This window comes from Bacillus sp. N12A5, assembly GCF_026790125.1.
Taxonomy (GTDB): Bacteria; Bacillota; Bacilli; order Bacillales; family Bacillaceae; genus Bacillus.
Map to the genome: position 1 here is coordinate 339,247 of NZ_JALAMR010000002.1, position 16,740 is coordinate 355,986.

The following is a 16,740-nucleotide window of genomic DNA, read 5'->3' on the forward strand; positions in this document are numbered from 1 at the left end:
AGGCGGAAAAATGAGTGAAGTTTCTGTAAAAGCGAAGCTGGCAAACGAAGCAGCAGCTGAACTGATTATGAAAACAACGGCTGAAAAAAATGAGGCGCTGAGCCTCATTGCAAACGGGCTCCGAAATGAAATGGATTTTCTCTTAATGGAAAATGCAAAAGATATTGAAAACGGTAAGAGCAATGGCTTAACACCTGATATCATTGATCGGCTGACACTGGATGAGAAACGCATTCGTGATATAGCGGATGCAGTAGAGCTTTTAATTGATTTAGCAGACCCGGTCGGTGAATCTCTTGAAACGATTGAAAAGGAGAACGGCCTTTTTATCGAAAAAATCCGCGTTCCGCTCGGTGTTGTCGGAATGATCTATGAAGCGAGGCCGAATGTAACAGTCGACGCTGCGACCCTCTGCTTAAAGACGGGTAACGCGGTTGTCCTGCGGGGGAGCTCTTCTGCCATTCACAGCAACAAAGCGCTCGTCAGTGTTATTCACAGAGCGCTTGAACAGTCACCGCTTCCAGTGAACGCTGTACAGCTGATTGAGGATACAAGCAGAGAAACGGCAAAAGAACTCTTTACGCTGAACGACGGTCTTGACGTATTAATCCCGCGCGGAGGCAAAAAGCTGATCGACCTCGTTGTGAGAGAATCAACAGTGCCTGTGTTAGAAACCGGCGCAGGAAACTGTCACATTTTCATTGATGAAACGGCCAAACCGGAAATGGCAGAAAAAGTAGTTGTAAATGCCAAAACACAGCGCCCTTCCGTATGCAACGCGATTGAATCATTGCTGATTCACAAGGCGTGGGCAGAGCAGCATGGGAAAGAATTGCTTGCTCAGCTGGAAAAAGCGGGAGTTGAAATTCGCGGTGATGAATTGGTATGTGAACTTCACCCTTCAAGCAAACAAGCATCAAAAGAAGATTGGGAAACTGAATTTTTAGCGCCTGTCCTCAGCGTAAAGACAGTTGAGAACGTTCAAGAAGCTGTGAAGCATATCCAACAATACGGCACCAATCATTCTGAAGCGATTTTAACTGAAGACGACAATAACGCCTCTTATTTCCAGACGGCTGTCGATGCTGCCGCGGTTTATCATAACGCGTCAACCCGTTTTACTGACGGTTTTGAATTCGGCTACGGAGCTGAAATCGGCATCAGTACGCAAAAGCTTCATGCCAGAGGGCCGATGGGGCTTCCTGCACTGACTTCTACAAAATACATCATTAAAGGAACTGGGCAAATCCGCGAATAGGCGACGTGGCGATGTTCAATTCAAAAGCTTATCCCTTAAAAGGGATAAGCTTTTTTATGCGCTGAAAAATTGACACTGCAAATTTAATTGTTTACAATTTAATTGTATAAAATATATTGGAGGAATGAAAAATGAGTCAGCCATTATTTACAGCATCTGTTTCAGCGGTAGGAGGAAGAGAAGGAAAGGTCATTTCATCAGACCGCGTTCTCGAGCTCGATGTCGCAATGCCGGGGACACCGAGAGCAAAGAAACTAGAAAAAGCGACAAATCCGGAGCAGCTGTTTGCAGCGGGTTACGCAGCTTGCTTTGACAGCGCACTGCAGCTGGTAGCAAGAACAGAACGGGTGAAAGTGGAGACAGAGGTTACAGCGCATGTCAGCCTGTTAAAGGACGAAGCAGATCAAGGCTACAAACTGGGGGTGACGCTGCAAGTGAAAGGAAAAGGAGTCAGTGCGTCAGAATTACAGGCACTTGTGCAAAAAGCGCACGGCGTCTGCCCGTATTCAAAAGCAACCTCTGGAAATATCGATGTGACACTTGAAGTAGCTGAATAAAAGAAAAGAGGATGCCTCGTATAAGGCATCCTCAACTTTTTTGATGGATTGTTTCCAGCAATGTAAAGAGAGCGGATTTTAACTGTTTCAGGTCTTCACCGGACTGTTTGGAGAGCCCCAAGATCGTTCCTGGTATGTCGGCAGCTTTTTCTCTTAATGATTCCCCGTCCTCTGTCAGGCTGATCAACACGGACCGCTCATCCTCTTCAGATCTTTTTCTCGTAATCAACCCCTGCTGTTCCATCCGTTTTAGCATTGGAGTGAGCGTGCCTGAATCTAAATACAGCAGCTCGCCCATTTTTTTGACAGTAAGCGTTTCATGTTCCCATAACAAAAGCAAAGCCAAATATTGCGGATACGTCACATTCAGCTTATCAAGCAGCGGCTTGTATTGCTTTGTCATTTCCCTCGAACTCGCATAAAGCAAAAAACAAAGCTGATTCTCCAATTTCATATGGTCAAATTCATTTTCCATCTTGTTCACCAACTCTTTCTGACATTCCATTCTATTGTATCTGAAAAACACCACTTTTCCTATTCTCGGCAAACTTAGCATGTTTAAAAAGAACAGAATGGGAAATATAACAACTAGATACGATATAAGGAGGATGGAAATGATGGCACTATTTACAGCTAAAGTAACCGCGCGAGGCGGCCGGGCAGGACATATTACTTCAGACGACGGTGTTCTAGATTTTGATATTGTCATGCCGAATGCCAAAAAAGAAGGACAAACCGGCACAAACCCGGAACAGCTCTTTGCGGCAGGATACGCTGCATGCTTCGGCGGCGCGCTCGAACACGTGGCCAAAGAACAAAATATCGAAATTGATTCCGAAATCGAAGGGCAGGTCAGCCTTATGAAGGATGAGAGCGACGGCGGGTTTAAAATCGGCGTCACACTGGTTGTGAACACGAAAGATTTAGATCGGGAAAAGGCACAAGAGCTTGTCGAGGCTGCTCATGAATTCTGTCCTTATTCTAAGGCGACCAGGGGAAATATTGATGTAAAATTAGAATTAAAATAACGATCGGCATCCTGAGATTCTCAGGATGTTTTTTTGTGTGGAAGCATGAGGAGCGGGCATGATCTTTTCGAAGGATGAATACATGTAGTATAGGTACATGTAGTATAGGTGAATTCAGTCTAGAGAAAAGGTGAGCACATGAAAAAAACAAAGCTGTCAGTTTGTATGATTGTGAAAAATGAAGAACGCCATATCGCCCGCTGTTTAGAGAGTGTGCAGCATATTGCCGATGAAATTATTGTGGTTGATACCGGATCAAACGATCGTACGGAAGACATTTGCAAAAGCTTTCATGCCCAAGTTTTTCGCCATAAATGGGAACAGGATTTTTCACAGGCGAGAAATGCCAGCCTGCAGCATGCCAAGGGAGAGTGGATATTGATCCTGGATGCCGATGAAGAGCTGGATCCGGACACGGGCAGCCTATTGCCTTCGCTGCTGACAGACAGCCTGCCGTCTCTCGGTTATGTGAAGGTCGTGAACTATACCGGGAAGCAATGGAATGAAAATGAAGCGTTTGAACAAAGGCAGATCAGGCTGATCCGCAATCAGCAAAACATAGTGTTTACGGGAAGTATTGGCGAAAGGCCTGAGGGAAAAGCGGCAAGCAGCTCTTTCACGCTTCCATGTATCATTCACCATTACGGCCATTTAGAGCAGGAGGCACAGCAAAAGCATCAGCGCAACATGAGCTTTTTGAATACGGAATTGCTGGCATCCTGCACTGACCCGTCTCTCGTCTATCAGAAAGCAGCTGAATATGACAGAGGAAACAAACATGATAAAGCCCTCAGCCTGGCAATGGATTATATCAATGAATGTAAGAGAAAAAAGCAAATTCCGCCGCCTAATGTCTATTATTTAAAGTATAAATTATTAATAGACGCAGAACGGTACGAAGAAGCGGAACACGATATCAATGAAGCACTCGGGCATTATCACGATTACTGCACGCTCCACTATTACAAAGGGGTCATCAAGTATCAGCTTAAAAAAGTAAGAGAAGCAATCACGGCATTTGAGGCTTGCCTTCAAATCACTAATGAAAATCATCAGTACGTAGAGGTAAAAGGAGCAGCCGATTTTAAATCAAGCTGCTGGCTCGGTGTCTGCCATGCTGAATCGCATCAGCATATGACCGCTGTGCTGTATTTGCAAAAAGCGCTGAAGGCCAATCCGAAGTGCCCGCGGGCACAGCGTCTTCTCAGCGAATTAACAAAGGATCAGGCCGCGCATGCCTGATCCTTTAATATTCTTTTTTATTGTCAAAAGCCCGCCATGCCTGAAACGGGGATAAATGCTCTGTCAAAGTCACTTGATAAAAGGGGATCGTTCTTTCTTCAGCTGGTTTATCAATTTCTTCATAAATGAACGAATCATCAAACCCCGCTTCGGCAGCGTCGGAATGCTCTGCCGCATAGTAAACGGCTTTTGGCCGGGCCCAGTAAATGGCGCCTAAACACATGGGGCACGGCTCGCAGCTCGTATATAAGATGCAATCATCAAGCTGATAGGTGCCAAGTGCCCGGCAGGCGTTCCGAATAGCTGTCACTTCCGCATGGGCAGTCGGATCATTGCTTGTTGTAACGTTGTTCTGCCCCTCGGCAATAATAGAACCGTCTTTTACAATAAGGGCCCCGAAAGGCCCGCCAACTCCTGCATTCACTCCTTCACGAGCGAGGTCGACAGCCCGTTTTAAGAACTTTTCATGATTCATCCCAAACCCTCCTGTCAATTGAGTGTTATAAGTATAGCCGAAAAAGGGGGCAAAGAACATTCTCAAAAAAGTGCAAAATAAACAAAGTATTTGGGGGATTTGCTAAGATAAGAGGAGAAAAGAGGAGGGGGAAACATGCTGCATTTATATATTGCCAGACACGGACAGACCCAATGGAACGTAGAAAAACGGATGCAGGGCTGGCTGGATTCTGATTTGACAGAACTTGGGCTGTACAACGCCCGCGCTCTTGGGGAGCGTCTGAAGGATATTGAATTGAATCAGGTCTACATCAGCCCGAGCAAGCGGACAGAAGAGACAGCAAAAACCATACTGGGATCGCGCAGGCCCCCGCTGGTGATAGATCATATATTCAGAGAAATGTCACTGGGCTCATGGGAAGGGAAAAAACAAGAGGATATTGAAAGGGACGAACCAGATCTTTTTCATGCTTATTTTCATTATCCCGAAGCTTATCGCCAGCAGGGATGTGAAACGTTTTTTGACTTTGAAAAACGGGTCAGGCTGGCTCTCCAAACGATTTTAGACAGCCATTCTTCCGGTAATGTTCTCTTGGTTACCCATTCTGTCTTTATATTAATGCTGTTAAATATCATAAAGGGGAGACGCGTTAACGACATATGGAATTCTGCTTACATACATGATACATCATTGAGCCTTGTGGAATTTGATGAAATGGAACAGCCAAAATAGTAAAAGAAGGGGACGGGAAGCATCGGAAACCGATTTCCGCTTTCTAATAGAAAAAACCATCTGCCAAAGACAGATGGTTTCTATTTTATACAAGCTGTGTCTGCTGAGCTCTTGCTTGTTTTGCAGCTTCCACCATGTTTTTCAATGCGGCAACCGTTTCTTCCTGCTGTCTTGTTTTCAATCCGCAGTCTGGATTTACCCAGAAGCGGTCAGTCGGACAGACGGCAAGCGCATCAACGATAATGTTGTACATTTCTTCAGTTGACGGCACCCGAGGGCTGTGAATGTCATACACACCAAGGCCAAGGCCTTTGAGATACGGATGCTCTTTTAAGTAATCTAAAAATCCTCCGTGGCTTCTGCTGTGCTCGATCGTAATGACATCCGCATCCAGATCATTGATCGTATCGACAATGTCTTCGAAGTTGCTGTAGCACATATGCGTATGAATTTGTGTCTCGTTTTTCACGGAAGAAGTGGTTAATCTGAATGCTTCTGCCGCCCAAGTCAAATATTCATCCCAATCGCGGGTTTTTAATGGAAGGCCTTCGCGCAGTGCTGGTTCATCGACTTGGATGATTTGAATGCCTGCGTCTTCAAGCGCTTTTACTTCTTTCCGAAGGGCAAGCCCGATTTGGAAGGCGATTTCTTTTCTCGAAATATCGTTTCGAGGGAAAGACCAGTTTAAAATTGTAACCGGACCTGTCAGCATTCCTTTCACATGCTTGGATGTCAGGGACTGTGCATATACCGTGTCTTTCACTGTCATCGGTTCAATAAATTCAACATCTCCGTAAATGACTGGCGGCCGAACACAGCGTGAGCCGTATGATTGAACCCAAGCATATTTTGTGAAGGCAAAGCCGGCCAGCTTTTCACCGAAGTATTCGACCATGTCTGTCCGTTCAAACTCACCGTGAACAAGGACATCAAGTTCCAATTCTTCCTGAATATCAATCCACCTTTTGGTTTCCGCATTGATAAAGTTTTGATACTGTTCATCAGACCATTCATTTTTCCGCCATTTTTGGCGTGCGCTCCGCACTTCAGCAGACTGCGGGAAGCTTCCGATCGTAGTCGTCGGCAAAAGCGGGAGGCCGAGAGATTCATTTTGCAGAGCTAAACGTTCTTCAAACGGTATCGGACGCTTGAAGTCATTATCTGTTAATTGCTCAAGCTCTTTCTTTTGTTCAGAATTCGTGCCTGTTGCAAACAGTTTAAGCGCCTGAATATCAGCTTTTGCCTGCTGGATTTGTTCGCTGATCGCCGCTTTTCCTGATACTAACCCTTCTTTCAAAGCTGTCAGCTCGGCCAGCTTTTCTTTTGCGTAGGATAATCCGTTCAGCAGATCCTTTTCCAAATGCTCGTCAGGATGTTTTGCTACCGGAACATGCAGCAGACTGCTTGAAGGCTGAATCCACAGTTCATCAACGTTTGCATAGCTGAGAATATCTAGAATGGCATCGAGACGTTCTTCAAGGTCTGCTTTCCAAATGTTGCGTCCGTCGATCACGCCGGCTGCCAGTACTTTGTCTGTCGGAAAGCCGTGTGTTTTCAGCTGTTCCAGGTTTCTGCCTTTGTCGTGAACGAAATCAAGGCCGATTCCCTGAACCGGGTAAGAGATCAGCTCTTCATAGGCATCAACAGAATCAAAATACGTCTGTAAAAGCACATTCAAAGAGGAAAGCTCACTTGTAATGCTTTCAAATAATTCTTTTGCGCCGCGAACATCTTCGCAAGAGGCGGTAACGAGTGCCGGCTCATCGATTTGAACCCATTTTACGCCTTCTTCTTCAAGCTCTTTCAAAAGCTGTACATATAACGGCACAAGGCGTTTTTGGATTGCTTTAGCTTCTGACGGTTCATAGCCTTTAGCAAGCGTAACGAACGTATATGGGCCGATAATCACAGGCTTTGTTTCAACGCCGTATGCCTGTTTGATTCGGCGATAATCTTCGAGCTGTTTGTTTCTTGTCAGGCTGAACTCAATGCTCTCGTCATATTCCGGAACGATGTAATGGTAATTTGTATTAAACCATTTTGTCATTTCACTTGATACAGCGTCTTTTATTCCGCGGGCGATAGCGAAGTATGTATCGGTAGCGTCAGTCAAATGTCTGAATCGTTTCGGAATCCAGTTAAAGCTGACCGCTGTGTCGAGTACATGGTCATACTGTGTGAAATCAGAAACAGGCACAACATCAATCTGCTGGTCAATTTGTGTTTTTACTGCGGATAAAAATAGGTCATCCATTTGCTTTAAAAACGTATCTTTATCAGTGCTGCCTTTCCAATACGCTTCAAGTGCTTTTTTCCATTCTCTGTTCAGTCCGATTCTCGGAAATCCTAAATTCGATGTTTTGATGGTTGTCATTGTTTCTCCTCCTTTATATGTAAAACACTCTAAGTTAACCCGCGGATACAGGCTGCTAAGAGGTTTCCTCACAAACAAAAAGCCTCTTTCCCATGAGAGAAAGAGGCTTTTCTGCGTAAAACACTGCCTCTCTCATCTCTCAGACACAATCTGATGGAATTAGCACCGTGCCTTATGAGACATCAGTCTCGGCGCGAAAAGCAGTGCGCCCCATTTCACAATGGAATTACGGTCGGTTGCTGTTGGGGTCAAAAGGCCAATCCCTCGCCCAACTCTCGATAAGAGAAAATGTTATTAATTTTTTGAAAAGTTGAATCATTTGTTGGTAATCTTAACAGCAATTCAAATTCGCTGTCAACATAGAATTTGAAATTTTATTTACAAATTACGGCATTTATTATATGAGAAAAATAAATTTATAGTGTCATCAAATGTGATTGCTCTGCTTTTTCTGCCAGCTCATCAGGAGCAGTTAAATACAGGAATCCATTGCCTGCCAGCGTTTTTGCGATATCAAGCGGGAGTGTCCTGCGAACCAGCTGTGCATAAACCTCAGGTTCAGAAAGCTTTCTTTGAAATGATTCTTCTTCAAAGCTTTTAATTAAAGCGAGCGCTCCGCTGACGTGAGGGGCAGCCATTGAAGTCCCGGTGAGCTTGCCGTATTTCTTGTTAGGGAGGGTGGATAATATATTTTCTCCCGGTGCCACAAGATCGATTTCTTTATTGGCGTTAGAAAATTCTGACGATTCTCGAGCTACGGAAACAGAACCAACCGCGATCACTTCATTATAAGCCGCGGGGTAGGAAAGCTCTTCTGTTCGTTCGTCGCCGTCACCTTCATTTCCCGCCGCGCAAACGACAAGCACTCCGTTTTTGACGGCGTTTTTCACGGCTTCTTCAAGCTCCGGAACATCGCTTGGTCCGCCAAGGGACATTGAGATGATATCGACTTTCTGTTCCACAGCGTAGTTAATGCCGTTAATAATCCATTCGTATTGTCCGCTGCCGTTTGCGCCGCCTAGAACCTTCACAATCAATAGGCTTGCCTCAGGAGCGACTCCAGCAATGCCGCCATTTGAATCATTAGCGGCAATTGTTCCGGCGACGTGTGTGCCGTGTCCGTTGTAGTCGGAAATCGCATCTTCCTTGCCGCCGTCATCATCTGTGAAGTTCTTTCCGCCGATGATTTGGTTTTTTAAATCAGGATGGCTTGTATCGCAGCCAGTGTCCAATACTGCAATTGTTACGTTTTTGCCTTTTACCCCTTTTGCCCACAATTCTGGCGCCTTAATCACTTTAATGCCCTCAGGAAGCTCGTTTACATCCATGATCTGCTCATTCGTCACATACGGGATCAAGCGGATTTCACCATTCATAAAAAAGCCCTCCTTTTTTATGCTTTCAAGTGGATTCAAGGGTGTTGCCTCATATTATATGAAAAAAGCAACCGCTCGGACAGAGCCATTTGAAGCATTTTGAAAAAATAGGATACACCCCAAAGAATTAGTTATTTTCAAAATATTGGATGGCTTCAGCGTGTATGACTGGGATTCAGCTATCAGTCAAGTTATAATAGTGTTGGGGAAAGGAGCAGTGTGATGAAACTGAATGAAAAATTATACGCATTTTTTTCAGAACATGTTGATCAAATGGCCGAGGAATGGATTGAAACGATGGAGGAAAGCGATCCGAACTCGCTTTACGCTCTACATAATGCATCTGTAACGGAAGAATTGAAAGAGCAGGACAGAGAATTTTATCGGCATCTGAATTACATGTATGTTTTACCGGAAAAACAATTTCTCGAAGAATTTCAAGAGTGGATCATTGAGCTGACAAACGACCAAAAGCATCTCGACACGCCGGTTCAGTACGTCATTCGGGAGTTTATGAGAAACCGAAGATTATACACGAAGTATCTTGAGAAGTTCGCAGAAGAAAATGAATCGGCATTTGAACCGGGAGAGAAACAGAAATGGGCTGATTTGATTGTAAAAGTCTTTGATTTTACGATTTATACATTCGTTGATCATGCTGAAACGAATGCCAAACAGCAATTAAACGCCCAGAGAGAAATGATATTGGAATTAAGCTCGCCTGTCATTACCCTGAGCAAATCAACAGCTCTGCTGCCGCTTGTAGGTGACATTGATACTGAACGGGCCAAGTTTATTCTGGAAAACACGCTTCATGCTTGTGCCAAAAGACGCGTAGAGCATCTGTTAATCGATCTGTCAGGCGTTGTGGTGGTTGATACAATGGTGGCGCACCAAATCTTTAAATTGATTGAGGCACTCAATTTAATCGGTGTCCGGTCAACTCTGTCAGGAATCAGGCCTGAAATCGCTCAAACAGCTGTACAGCTTGGAATTGATTTTTCGAATATAACGATTAAAACCAATCTTGCCCAGGCATTAAACTATCATCAATAATATAAAAAGCCGCTATCGTCGATAGCGGCTTTTTATGAGGCAAAACATAAGGATACAAGAAAAGATCCTGCGAACAAGAAGAGAACGAGACAAAAGAACAGCCAGTCGCGGCGATTTACGGACAGCGTTCGATAATATGTCCGATTCCTGCTTCCTGTAAACCCCTTCGATTCCATTGCCAGGGCGGTCCGTTCCGCTTTTCTGATGGCGCTTGCCAATAGCGGGATGGTATACCGCTTTAGCGCGCTGATTTTCTCAACGAAGCCGCTCTCTGCCGCTCCTCCTCTGATTTTATGGGCCTGCTGAATCAGCTGGACTTCATCCTTTAACAGCGGAAGAAAACGAAAACCTGCAATCACGCCATATGCGAGCTTTGGTGAGAGCTTGCACTGCTGGACAAGGCTCAGCATAAATAAAATGGGGTCAGTCGTAAAAACAAACATCATCGATAAGGCGGAAAAGCACAAAATCCGAAACCCGAGAGAGATGCCCACAGACACATTATCGCTGTTAATAGAGATAGGGCCGGCTTGAAATAAGAAATTTTCCGGGGTTGTCGGAACCTTGCCAAAAACAGCGGCTGTCCATACACATCCGAATGCCAAAATCAAAAACGGAATGGTAAACAAAAACCATTTTTTTAATGGGATTCCGGCCGCCAATAGGACACCCGACACGATGATGATATAAAAACACGCAGGGGTGTAAGGGTTGTAAATAAACGACAGCATGACAACGCAGCAAAAAACCGCCGCTGCTTTCACTGTCGGATTAATGAGATGTAACGGCTGCTTCATCACGCACCTCCTCTTGATATGCCATCCATTCATATAGAAGGGGAAGGGTGAGCTTTGCTTTTTGGACAAGCCTTGTTTTCTGAGAAAATAACTGCGCTGGAGATCCGTCAAAAACCAGGTCCGTATCGTGAAGCACAAGCACGCTGTCGGCATACGAAGAGACAAGCTCCATATCATGTGTAATCATGAGGACAGCGGTGCCTTCTTGCTTAATCCGCTGAATCATGTCCATGCATTCAGCCGCCGTGCGGGCGTCCTGGCCAAAGGTTGGTTCGTCTAATAATAAAACCTTTACGTCATGCATGAGCATGGTAGCGACGCTCAGGCGCCGTTTTTGCCCTTGGCTGATTGCAAACGGATGGTGATCAGCCAAATGCGCAAGACCGAAACGCTGCAGCAGATGCTGCGCTTTTTTCTTGGTTTCAGCATTTGCTTTCTTGCCGAACAGCAGCTCGTCATATACTGTGCCGGTGACAAACTGATGCTCGGGGTTCTGAAAAACAAATCCCATTCGTTTTCGCAGTTCATTTTCTTTATACGATTGAAGCGGCTTATCATATAGAAGAATCTTTCCGCTTTTCGGCTTCATCAGACGGGCGAGGACGGATAAGAGTGTTGATTTTCCGGTGCCGTTCGGGCCGACAAGCGCCGTCAAAGAGCCTTCGTGCAATGAGAAGCTGATGTCTTTGAAAATCGTCTGCTGTCCTCTTGCGAACGAAAGGCTGCTGACTTCCAGCACACGCTCCCCAGAAGGAACTTCTTTCTTTTCATTATGACCGGCAGGAAACGGTTCTTTAAAAAGCGTTTCTTTTGATAAAGTAAACGGCATACTGAGTTTTTCCTGCAGGTCACACACTTTTGGAATCGCGATGCCCATTTGTTTTAAGGTCTCCGCTTCGTGCTGAAATAGATCTTTCGTCCCGCCATCCAGCACTTTTTTTCCTGCTTTGTCCAGCACGATTGTCCGCTCAATCCAAGGCGTCCATTCATCAAGCTGGTGCTCAATGACGAGGAGGCTGAAGCCTTTTTCTTGCTGAAGCTCTTTCATCATGTGAACGAATTCCCGAGCTGAATAAGGATCTAACAGGGAAGTTGGCTCATCTAATATAATAAGCTCGGGCTCCATCGCCAAAATACAGGCGAGAGCCACTTTCTGCTTTTGTCCTCCTGACAGTGCAGATATTGTTTTTTCTTTTAAATGAGTAATACGTAATTTTTCTAATACGGCATCAATTTTCTCCGCCATCTCTTCTTTCGGAATCTGCAGATTTTCCAGCCCAAAAGCGATTTCGTCCTCAACCGTAAGCATGCAAAACTGCTGATCGGGGTCCTGAAAGACAACTCCGGCATGCTGTGCAATCGTTTCGGAAGTTTCAGCGTCTGTGACCGGCTTTTGATATAAAAATACATGTCCGGACAGTATGCCGTCGCAAGCCTCCGGGTACAGGCCATTTAAACAAAGGGCGAGCGAGCTTTTTCCGCACCCGCTCGGTCCCAGCAATAAAGCGCATTCTCCTTTGTGAAGTGCAAACGAAATGTTTTGAAAAACCGGTTTCTCGTCTTCTTCATAAGAGAAGCCGAGCTGGTCAACCGTTAGGAACTCATCAAAGGCTTGCATGTTCTGAAGCCCGCTTCCGTTTCTTTTTCAATTCCTTCCCGAGTGCCATTCCGTTTAACACACCCGTATAAGCAAGAGAGTCGCTGACAGCCTTTCCGAGAAGCCCTGCAAGAAGCGCGCCAGAAATCAGACGGATCACAAGCATCATGAGAAGATAGCCCGGTGAATAGGTTGCATAGCCAGAAACAAAGAGATCATAAATAAAGCTTGCTACTGAAGACCCCATTCCTGCCAGCAGAAGGACGGGCAAAGAGTATGCTTTCCAGCGTGTCGCGAGAAATACCGCTTCAGCCCCGAGTCCTTGAACAATGCCGATAACGATGACCATCGGGCCAGACGGATTTCCCAGCAGGCACTCAACGAGAGCGGCAATGATTTCAGAAACAAGCGCTGCACCCGGTTTTCGAATAATGTACGCGGCGATGACAGAAACGATAAACCAAATGCCGTAAATCGGTTCATAAGCGATTGGCCCGAACATACCTGCAAGTACATTTCCGAAATGCGTAAATAATAAATAAACAACGGCAAAAACGATACTGATAACAGACATGATGACAATTTCTTTTACTTTCCAGCTTTTCATATTATCCCTGCTTTCTGTTTTTTCTTGATGGACTGTTAGCCGAGACATTGACAGTCATGGTTACGTGGTTTGTTTGCTGTTCAGCCATGCGGAAAACGGCTTCCATTGTTCTGAATACGTCATGTGCATCCCCGTCAAGCTCACTCGCGTAATGGACCCCCTGTACGAAGGTGCCTTCTGCTTTCGCAATCTCGACAGCTTCCATGATCAAGCCCATATAATCGGGCTCATTCAGCGGATACAGCGCAAATTGGCACGGCGCTTCCGCATTCAGGCTGCGGACAGCTTCTTCATTGACGCGCTTGCCGTCTGCAAAAAGATATGTATCTCCTTGTGTATCGCCCGGGCAACCGATAGAAAACGTCCCGTTCATGACGATGTGTTGTTCGCTGTTCGCCGCATAGAGATAAATGGCTTTGGCAGCGTCGAATACATGATCAATCGATCCGCGCAGGACTGTGCTGATATGATCGGTTTTCGTCCAAACGTTGGATGTGTCGGTTTTTTTCAGCGCCGACTTAATCACACTAATAAAATCATCCGTCATCGGATATAAAGAGAACCGAAAACCGGCAATTCTGCTTGTGCCGCAAATATGATCCATTTCTCCGACCTCCTGTTTTTTTGGTAAAATAAAAAACTGCATATCCTAAGGGAATATGCAGTCATAGATCGATTAAGCGCACAAAAAAATACACCATTCGGTCAACCTGCACTTCCCCACGCTGGTATTATCCAGATCGGGTCATAAGGGATCAAAGCGCGTGTTTGCGCGCTTTATCTCAGCCAAAACAGCACCCCTAGTGCTTTCCGTATACAATTTTTTATTTTGACATCATAATAGATGATAAGAACCATTTTGTAAACAATGAAATCATTTTTTTCATTTTGGGATAGGAGAGGATGATCGCTTTTGGAAAAAGGGAACATATTAATTGTGGAAGATGAAGAAAAAATCGCCAGGGTGCTTCAGCTTGAATTGGAATATGAAGGATACAGCGTCACCATCAAACACAACGGCACAGAAGGACTGAATGCCGCCGCGGAAGGCGGGTATTCCCTGGTGCTTCTTGACGTCATGCTCCCGGGATTGAGCGGATTGGAAGTGCTGCGCCGCTTGAGAAAAACGGATCAGCAGACACCGGTCATTTTATTAACGGCTCGCGACAGCATTCCTGACAAGGTAACAGGGCTGGATATCGGCGCGAATGACTACGTCACAAAGCCGTTTGAAATCGAGGAATTGCTTGCGAGAATCAGGGCGGCGCTGCGCCAAAACGGAACAAAAACAGAAGATATCGGCACCTATCTTACATATGACGACTTGCGGGTGAACGAAAAAACCCGTGAAGTGAGACGCGGAGATAAAGAGGTGGAATTAACGCCCCGGGAATTTGATTTGCTCGTCTATATGCTGAAGCATCCGCAACAGGTGCTGACACGGGAGCAGATTCTAAACTCGGTATGGGGATTTGATTATATCGGTGATACAAATGTCGTGGATGTTTATATCAGATACATCAGAAAAAAACTTGACTATCCTTACGAAAAACAGCTGATCCATACCGTTCGCGGGGTCGGCTATGCCATTAAGGGGTAAACGATGAAGCTGAAGACCAAGATTCATCTGTACACATCAATATCGCTGTTGATTTTATTAATTTTGGTCCATACCGCAGTCTATCTCATTTTTTCATCTGCGCTGACCTCAAAGGATGCAGCCCGGCTTGCAGCTGAGACGGATAACATTTCTGAAGCACTGCATGCAGCTGAAACAGAAGGAGTGGCTTTGCAGGACATGCTGCAGGCTTATCTTCCGGCAAACGGCATGGTCCGTGTAGTGAATGGTGATCAAAAAGCCGTCATGACCATGACAAAGGAAAAAGCATATAAAGAATTTCCCCTGTCTTTTCACAGCGGGGAAACGGCAGATGTAAGAAAACATGACGGCAAGCTGTTTGCTGAGGCTGCTGTTCCGGTTATTTGGACTGATGGACAAGTGGTTTCTCTTCAGCTGGTTGAAAGGCTTGAGAACACAGAAGAGAGTCTGTTTCTGCTGAAAATCATTTTAATCGCTGCAAGTGCTGCTGTTTGTATCGCTTCTTTTTTTGCCGGCAGCTTGCTTGCCCGCCGTATCATCAATCCGATCAGACGCTTAATGGTGACAATGAAAGACATACAGCGGGAGAAAGCATTCAAAACGATTTCATTGGAAGGGCAGTCTCACGACGAGTTATATCAAATGGGGCTGACATTTAATGAGATGGCGATGATGCTGAAAGAGCACTACGATAAACAGCAGCAGTTCGTTCAGGATGCTTCACACGAATTGAAAACTCCGCTCACCATTATAGAAAGCTACAGCAGCCTGATGAAGCGGTGGGGGGCAAAAAAACCGGAAGTGCTTGAGGAATCGATAGATGCCATTCATTCAGAAGCGGTGCATATGAAGAAACTGACCAATCAGCTGCTGGCGCTGGCAAAAAGCCATAAAGGACTCGAGCTTGATCTGAAAACAATCGATTTGATTGAAGTGTCGCGCGCCGTCATGCAAACGCTCCAGTCCGCCTATCAGCGTGACATTTTGCTTGAAACAAATAAGGAGAGCCTGCTTGTAACTGCTGATGAAGAACGCATCAAGCAGCTGCTGACCATATTGCTCGATAATGCCATAAAGTATAGTGAAAAACCCATTGTGATGTCAGCCGGAACGAAGGATGGACGGCCGTTTCTGTCAGTGAGGGATGAAGGCATCGGAATCCCTGAGGAGCATATCCCGCACCTGTTCGAACGGTTCTATCGGGCGGATGAGGCACGAAACAGAAAAACAGGCGGGACGGGTTTAGGCCTTTCCATTGCCAAGCACATCGCCGATGAGCACGGCATTGAGCTGAGTGTAAAAAGCAAGCCGGGACAAGGAACAGCTGTGACCATGCAATTCAAAGAACAGAATGGGGGAGGCCGATGAACAAACCATTACAAGCAGTATTTGCTGCGGCAGCAGCGGTTTTAGCCGTCATCATCTGTGCAGTTCTTATCATTCGGCAAACCCACGAGGACGTCCTGTCAAAGGAGGCTATCGTAAAAAAAATCGAAGCCTCTTATGAAGGCGAGATCACGAAAGTAACACAATCAAAGGACAACAAAACCTATGACTTGACCCTTGAAAATCCTAAGGGGACGTATTTTATAAAGGCGGATGCAAAGTCGGCAGACATTCTTTCGATGAACAGAGTAAAAGCGATGAAGCCAACTGCCATGACAGAAAAAGAAGCCAAGCATCTCGCACTTGAGCAGGTGCCGGGAACCGTTAAAAAACAAACACAACAAAATCGTGTCGCCACATATACCATACAAAAAGAAGACGGAAAAACATACGAAGTGAAGGTAGACATGGTGGCAAGAGCAGTCGTGTCTGCTGATCAAATCAGCAGTAAAGATCAACAAAAAACACCGATTACGAAAAAAGAAGCCAAAACCATTGCTGAGCGAGAAACGGGCGGAACAGCGGAGGACGCTGATCTGGAAGAAAGTGAGGGCACTCTCATCTTTGAAGTGGATGTTGATCTTCCGGAAGATAAGGAAGCAACAGTGAAAATCAATGCCTACACCGGAAAAATTGCGAACATTGTGTATGAAGATTGACGGTTTCTCATCAA

General features: G+C 45.5%; 16 protein-coding genes, 1 pseudogene and 2 riboswitches. Of the genes and pseudogenes, 9 read left to right on the plus strand and 8 right to left on the minus strand.

What is annotated here, in order from left to right; all coding sequences use genetic code 11:
- Positions 1 to 10: 10 nt before the first annotated feature.
- Together proA and MOC09_RS02155 are read left to right on the plus strand one after the other, a co-directional pair.
- Positions 11 to 1,258 (plus strand): glutamate-5-semialdehyde dehydrogenase, encoded by a 1,248-nt coding sequence (gene proA, locus MOC09_RS02150; protein WP_268369399.1) that lies wholly within the window; start codon positions 11 to 13, stop codon positions 1,256 to 1,258.
- 131 nt (positions 1,259 to 1,389) lie between these two features.
- Complete coding sequence (locus MOC09_RS02155; RefSeq protein WP_010333956.1) at positions 1,390 to 1,815, plus strand: organic hydroperoxide resistance protein; 426 nt, start codon at positions 1,390 to 1,392, stop codon at positions 1,813 to 1,815.
- A 31-nt stretch (positions 1,816 to 1,846) separates the two neighbouring features.
- On the opposite strand, the gene MOC09_RS02160 is transcribed toward MOC09_RS02155, so the two are convergent.
- The gene (locus MOC09_RS02160; RefSeq protein ID WP_268359684.1) at positions 1,847 to 2,290 is read right to left on the minus strand and encodes a MarR family winged helix-turn-helix transcriptional regulator; all 444 of its coding nucleotides are present in this window, start codon (positions 2,288 to 2,290) and stop codon (positions 1,847 to 1,849) included.
- Between the two features lie 142 nt (positions 2,291 to 2,432).
- Between MOC09_RS02160 and MOC09_RS02165 the strand changes: the two genes are divergently transcribed.
- Positions 2,433 to 2,843, plus strand: coding sequence for an organic hydroperoxide resistance protein (locus MOC09_RS02165; protein WP_268359682.1), 411 nt, complete (start codon positions 2,433 to 2,435; stop codon positions 2,841 to 2,843).
- Positions 2,844 to 2,981: 138 nt separating this feature from the next.
- Positions 2,982 to 4,085, plus strand: coding sequence for a TPR domain-containing glycosyltransferase (locus MOC09_RS02170; RefSeq protein WP_268359680.1), 1,104 nt, complete (start codon positions 2,982 to 2,984; stop codon positions 4,083 to 4,085).
- A 4-nt stretch (positions 4,086 to 4,089) separates the two neighbouring features.
- Here MOC09_RS02170 and MOC09_RS02175 read toward each other — a convergent pair whose 3' ends face one another.
- Entirely contained in the window at positions 4,090 to 4,560 is a 471-nt protein-coding gene (locus MOC09_RS02175; protein WP_268369401.1) for a nucleoside deaminase, read from the minus strand.
- Positions 4,561 to 4,695: 135 nt separating this feature from the next.
- On the opposite strand from MOC09_RS02175, the pseudogene MOC09_RS02180 reads away from it, so the two are divergent.
- Positions 4,696 to 5,321 (plus strand): annotated as a pseudogene (locus MOC09_RS02180) (histidine phosphatase family protein).
- Between the two features lie 38 nt (positions 5,322 to 5,359).
- On the opposite strand, the gene metE reads toward MOC09_RS02180, so the two are convergent.
- Together metE and isp are read right to left on the minus strand one after the other, a co-directional pair.
- Positions 5,360 to 7,648: a 5-methyltetrahydropteroyltriglutamate--homocysteine S-methyltransferase gene (metE, locus tag MOC09_RS02185; RefSeq protein ID WP_268359672.1), complete on the minus strand. Its 2,289-nt coding sequence runs from the start codon at positions 7,646 to 7,648 to the stop codon at positions 5,360 to 5,362.
- A 129-nt stretch (positions 7,649 to 7,777) separates the two neighbouring features.
- A riboswitch (SAM riboswitch) is annotated at positions 7,778 to 7,933 on the minus strand.
- A gap of 131 nt (positions 7,934 to 8,064) precedes the next feature.
- Positions 8,065 to 9,024 carry a S8 family peptidase gene (gene isp, locus MOC09_RS02190; protein WP_268362305.1) on the minus strand — a complete coding sequence of 320 codons (960 nt, stop codon included), beginning with the start codon at positions 9,022 to 9,024 and terminating at the stop codon, positions 8,065 to 8,067.
- Positions 9,025 to 9,246: 222 nt separating this feature from the next.
- On the opposite strand from isp, the gene rsbRB reads away from it, so the two are divergent.
- On the plus strand, positions 9,247 to 10,080 hold the full coding sequence (rsbRB, locus tag MOC09_RS02195; RefSeq protein WP_268362307.1) for an RsbT co-antagonist RsbRB: 834 nt from the start codon (positions 9,247 to 9,249) through the stop codon (positions 10,078 to 10,080).
- A gap of 32 nt (positions 10,081 to 10,112) precedes the next feature.
- On the opposite strand, the gene thiX is transcribed toward rsbRB, so the two are convergent.
- The 4 genes from thiX to MOC09_RS02215 are packed head-to-tail and all read right to left on the minus strand — an operon-like array spanning position 10,113 to position 13,685.
- On the minus strand, positions 10,113 to 10,877 hold the full coding sequence (gene thiX, locus MOC09_RS02200) for an HMP/thiamine ABC transporter permease ThiX (RefSeq protein ID WP_268362309.1): 765 nt from the start codon (positions 10,875 to 10,877) through the stop codon (positions 10,113 to 10,115).
- Positions 10,852 to 12,495 (minus strand): ABC transporter ATP-binding protein, encoded by a 1,644-nt coding sequence (locus MOC09_RS02205; protein ID WP_268369403.1) that lies wholly within the window; start codon positions 12,493 to 12,495, stop codon positions 10,852 to 10,854. The genes thiX and MOC09_RS02205 overlap by 26 nt, the downstream gene beginning before the upstream one ends.
- Positions 12,482 to 13,081, minus strand: coding sequence for an ECF transporter S component (locus MOC09_RS02210; RefSeq protein ID WP_268369405.1), 600 nt, complete (start codon positions 13,079 to 13,081; stop codon positions 12,482 to 12,484). The genes MOC09_RS02205 and MOC09_RS02210 overlap by 14 nt, the downstream gene beginning before the upstream one ends.
- 1 nt (position 13,082) lies before the next feature.
- Positions 13,083 to 13,685, minus strand: coding sequence for a Ykof family thiamine-binding protein (locus MOC09_RS02215; protein ID WP_268369406.1), 603 nt, complete (start codon positions 13,683 to 13,685; stop codon positions 13,083 to 13,085).
- Between the two features lie 96 nt (positions 13,686 to 13,781).
- A riboswitch (TPP riboswitch) is annotated at positions 13,782 to 13,893 on the minus strand.
- A 101-nt stretch (positions 13,894 to 13,994) separates the two neighbouring features.
- On the opposite strand from MOC09_RS02215, the gene ykoG reads away from it, so the two are divergent.
- Genes ykoG through MOC09_RS02230 form a run of 3 tightly spaced genes read left to right on the plus strand, consistent with a single transcriptional unit; the run spans position 13,995 to position 16,726 of the window.
- A complete protein-coding gene (ykoG, locus tag MOC09_RS02220; RefSeq protein ID WP_268362317.1) occupies positions 13,995 to 14,681 on the plus strand; it encodes a two-component system response regulator YkoG in 687 nt (228 codons plus the stop codon).
- Positions 14,682 to 14,684: 3 nt separating this feature from the next.
- Complete coding sequence (ykoH, locus tag MOC09_RS02225) at positions 14,685 to 16,049, plus strand: two-component system sensor histidine kinase YkoH (RefSeq protein ID WP_268362320.1); 1,365 nt, start codon at positions 14,685 to 14,687, stop codon at positions 16,047 to 16,049.
- Complete coding sequence (locus tag MOC09_RS02230) at positions 16,046 to 16,726, plus strand: PepSY domain-containing protein (RefSeq protein ID WP_268369407.1); 681 nt, start codon at positions 16,046 to 16,048, stop codon at positions 16,724 to 16,726. Before ykoH ends, MOC09_RS02230 begins: the two co-directional genes overlap by 4 nt.
- Positions 16,727 to 16,740 lie beyond the last annotated feature (14 nt).

Coding starts and splice junctions, on each gene's coding strand:
- thiX (WP_268362309.1), bottom strand. CDS start 10,877: ATGAAGCAGCCGTTACATCTCATTAATCCGACAGTGAAAGCAGCGGCG.
- MOC09_RS02175 (WP_268369401.1), bottom strand. CDS start 4,560: ATGAATCATGAAAAGTTCTTAAAACGGGCTGTCGACCTCGCTCGTGAA.
- rsbRB (WP_268362307.1), top strand. CDS start 9,247: ATGAAACTGAATGAAAAATTATACGCATTTTTTTCAGAACATGTTGAT.
- isp (WP_268362305.1), bottom strand. CDS start 9,024: ATGAATGGTGAAATCCGCTTGATCCCGTATGTGACGAATGAGCAGATC.
- MOC09_RS02210 (WP_268369405.1), bottom strand. CDS start 13,081: ATGAAAAGCTGGAAAGTAAAAGAAATTGTCATCATGTCTGTTATCAGT.
- MOC09_RS02170 (WP_268359680.1), top strand. CDS start 2,982: ATGAAAAAAACAAAGCTGTCAGTTTGTATGATTGTGAAAAATGAAGAA.
- MOC09_RS02165 (WP_268359682.1), top strand. CDS start 2,433: ATGGCACTATTTACAGCTAAAGTAACCGCGCGAGGCGGCCGGGCAGGA.
- proA (WP_268369399.1), top strand. CDS start 11: ATGAGTGAAGTTTCTGTAAAAGCGAAGCTGGCAAACGAAGCAGCAGCT.
- MOC09_RS02155 (WP_010333956.1), top strand. CDS start 1,390: ATGAGTCAGCCATTATTTACAGCATCTGTTTCAGCGGTAGGAGGAAGA.
- metE (WP_268359672.1), bottom strand. CDS start 7,648: ATGACAACCATCAAAACATCGAATTTAGGATTTCCGAGAATCGGACTG.
- MOC09_RS02215 (WP_268369406.1), bottom strand. CDS start 13,685: ATGGATCATATTTGCGGCACAAGCAGAATTGCCGGTTTTCGGTTCTCT.
- MOC09_RS02160 (WP_268359684.1), bottom strand. CDS start 2,290: ATGGAAAATGAATTTGACCATATGAAATTGGAGAATCAGCTTTGTTTT.
- ykoH (WP_268362320.1), top strand. CDS start 14,685: ATGAAGCTGAAGACCAAGATTCATCTGTACACATCAATATCGCTGTTG.
- MOC09_RS02230 (WP_268369407.1), top strand. CDS start 16,046: ATGAACAAACCATTACAAGCAGTATTTGCTGCGGCAGCAGCGGTTTTA.
- MOC09_RS02205 (WP_268369403.1), bottom strand. CDS start 12,495: ATGCAAGCCTTTGATGAGTTCCTAACGGTTGACCAGCTCGGCTTCTCT.